The sequence below is a fragment of the Oligoflexus sp. genome, from assembly GCF_035638955.1.
Classification (GTDB): Bacteria; Bdellovibrionota_B; Oligoflexia; order Oligoflexales; family Oligoflexaceae; genus Oligoflexus.
This window is the reverse complement of the sequence record NZ_DASQYZ010000390.1, coordinates 1-1,907: the sequence shown is the minus strand read 5'-3', so window position 1 is coordinate 1,907 and position 1,907 is coordinate 1. Positions and strand designations below refer to the sequence as shown.

Annotated in this window: 4 protein-coding genes; 2 read left to right on the top strand and 2 right to left on the bottom strand. The window is 46.9% G+C overall.

Annotated features, from left to right (window positions below; translation table 11 throughout):
• Positions 1–228: 228 nt before the first annotated feature.
• Positions 229–498: a hypothetical protein gene (locus VE954_RS33705; RefSeq protein ID WP_324961332.1), complete on the bottom strand. Its 270-nt coding sequence runs from the start codon at positions 496–498 to the stop codon at positions 229–231.
• A gap of 36 nt (positions 499–534) precedes the next feature.
• Here VE954_RS33705 and VE954_RS33700 point away from each other — a divergent pair, with 36 nt between their 5' ends.
• Positions 535–981, top strand: a complete 447-nt coding sequence (locus tag VE954_RS33700; RefSeq protein ID WP_324961330.1) for an ATP-binding protein — start codon at positions 535–537, stop codon at positions 979–981.
• Positions 982–1,246: 265 nt separating this feature from the next.
• On the opposite strand, the gene VE954_RS43935 is transcribed toward VE954_RS33700, so the two are convergent.
• On the bottom strand, positions 1,247–1,378 hold the full coding sequence (locus VE954_RS43935; protein ID WP_349263854.1) for a methyl-accepting chemotaxis protein: 132 nt from the start codon (positions 1,376–1,378) through the stop codon (positions 1,247–1,249).
• 109 nt (positions 1,379–1,487) lie between these two features.
• On the opposite strand from VE954_RS43935, the gene VE954_RS33695 reads away from it, so the two are divergent.
• Positions 1,488–1,907, top strand: a 420-nt coding sequence (locus tag VE954_RS33695) for a hypothetical protein (RefSeq protein WP_324961328.1), incomplete at its 3' end; no start/stop codon positions are given.

Below are 1,907 nucleotides of genomic sequence, written 5' to 3'. Positions count from 1 at the left end.
GTAATGATTCTGAAGTTGCTGAACCCACAAGCTTTTTGTCTTTGGATGTCTGGGACATGGATGAAGCCTCATTTCCGCCACTTTCATTATACTAATTTATCGGCAGAAACTGTCTCATACTTGGCTGAGATATAGGGGGGCGCCGCGATCAGTAAGAATATTCTTAGTCAGGAAAACAAAAAAGGGATCGATATTTTCAATTCATACATCTATGTAAACCGCGAAAAATTAAACCGCTCCGAGGATCTCACCAAGATAACCATTAATCGGGAGTTTATTGAGAGCCAGTACTTTATCATTAAGGATCTGGTGGAATCCTCCAACCCAACCATCCATCAGCTCATTCGTGGCATCAAAGCCCACAGTGATGTCTTGATAGAAATGATATTTGAACATTTGGATGTTATTATGGACGGCTATCGGGAACGTGCGGGCAAGATTGCTCGTGATATCGGCAAGCCCGAACCCAATCTGGTTTTGGATGTTGTTCCAGTCCATGTTAACTCAGAAAATAAGGTACTGATTGAAAAATGCATGGTACATATCCTGCGAAATGCTTTGGATCATGGACTGGAAAGTATCGAGGAGCGGCGTCAAAAAATGAAAGCCGAGAACGGAACAATCCATATTAAAGCCTTGGTGATTAGTGGATTCCTGCAATTCACCATCTTTGATGATGGCCGGGGCCTGGCCATTGAAAAATTGCGAAAGATGGGTCAACAATCGGGAGAGCTGCAGGCGGATCCCAGCCTTGAGGATATCGCTGAGCTGATATTCCATTCAGGGATAAGCACATCCACCAGTGTGGGTAATATCTCCGGACGGGGCGTTGGCATGTGTGCCGTTCGACAGTTTGCAAAGGAGGCCGGAGGAAGCTGCGAAATTAAGCTAGGCAGTGAAAAAAACGAACCGGGTTTCTACGAATTCGAACTCGTACTCCGCATCCCGCAGCAACAATATCAAATGGTCGGAGCGGCTTGAACCAGGGCCCTGGGGCCCCGGGGCAAAAAACTTGCGACAGAGTCAAAAAGGCATGGCCCCGGAAAGAATGCTTGGGAATTAATCAATGCACCAATATTATTGACTAAAGCCCGTGTCCTGGGACTTGCAGTCCTCCTCTTCAGGAGGCTATTTGATGCAATCTGACATGGAAGGGCTGGCCTTTTCCCTGGCGGATCAATTTGAGACGAGTAATGACTTCAGAAGTTCACGCGGAAAAAGATATTCCCTCTCTAAGGCACTCTTTTTACCCGACCTCAGCGACAACGCTCGATGCGAACACGAAACCTTTGCCGCTTTCGCCTGCACGAGCAGCTTTCACCGAGGCATTGAAAGCCTTGAGTTTTGTTTGAAACGTTGTGTTAAAATATTCAGGCAATAGTCATGAGCGTCCTTTAAAATGAAGATATAGAAACAGCATGGTTAAACATTTAAAACTATTCGCTATCGTATCCGCTTGCCTTCTTACGTCGACCAGAAGCGCTGCGGTGAATCTCACATTTGGTGTGGGGATGACTTCCAAAAACCCTTTGTGGCCGAATCTCCACCTCTATGCTCAAAAGATTTCAGAGCAGGCAGGAAGCGATGTCACGATTAAGCTAATCGAAGTGCCTTTCTTACGCATCGAGACTCTGGTTGCCAAGGGTGAGCTGGATGGAGACTTCGGAAGAGAGGAGGAATCGTACGCGAACAGCAAAGGCTCAATAGTGAAGGTGGAGGAAAAAATCGCTGACCTTGTATTTGTGCTGGTGTCGTATTCGAATGGATACCAAAACGGGCGCCAGGCGAGAAATTCCCGGGCTGCAGCCCAGATCGGTTCTCACACCCACATGCGTATTTGCAAGGAATGGGCTATGAATTGCACCTATACCAATCAGAGTGCCAATCGCATGGAAATGCTGCGAACG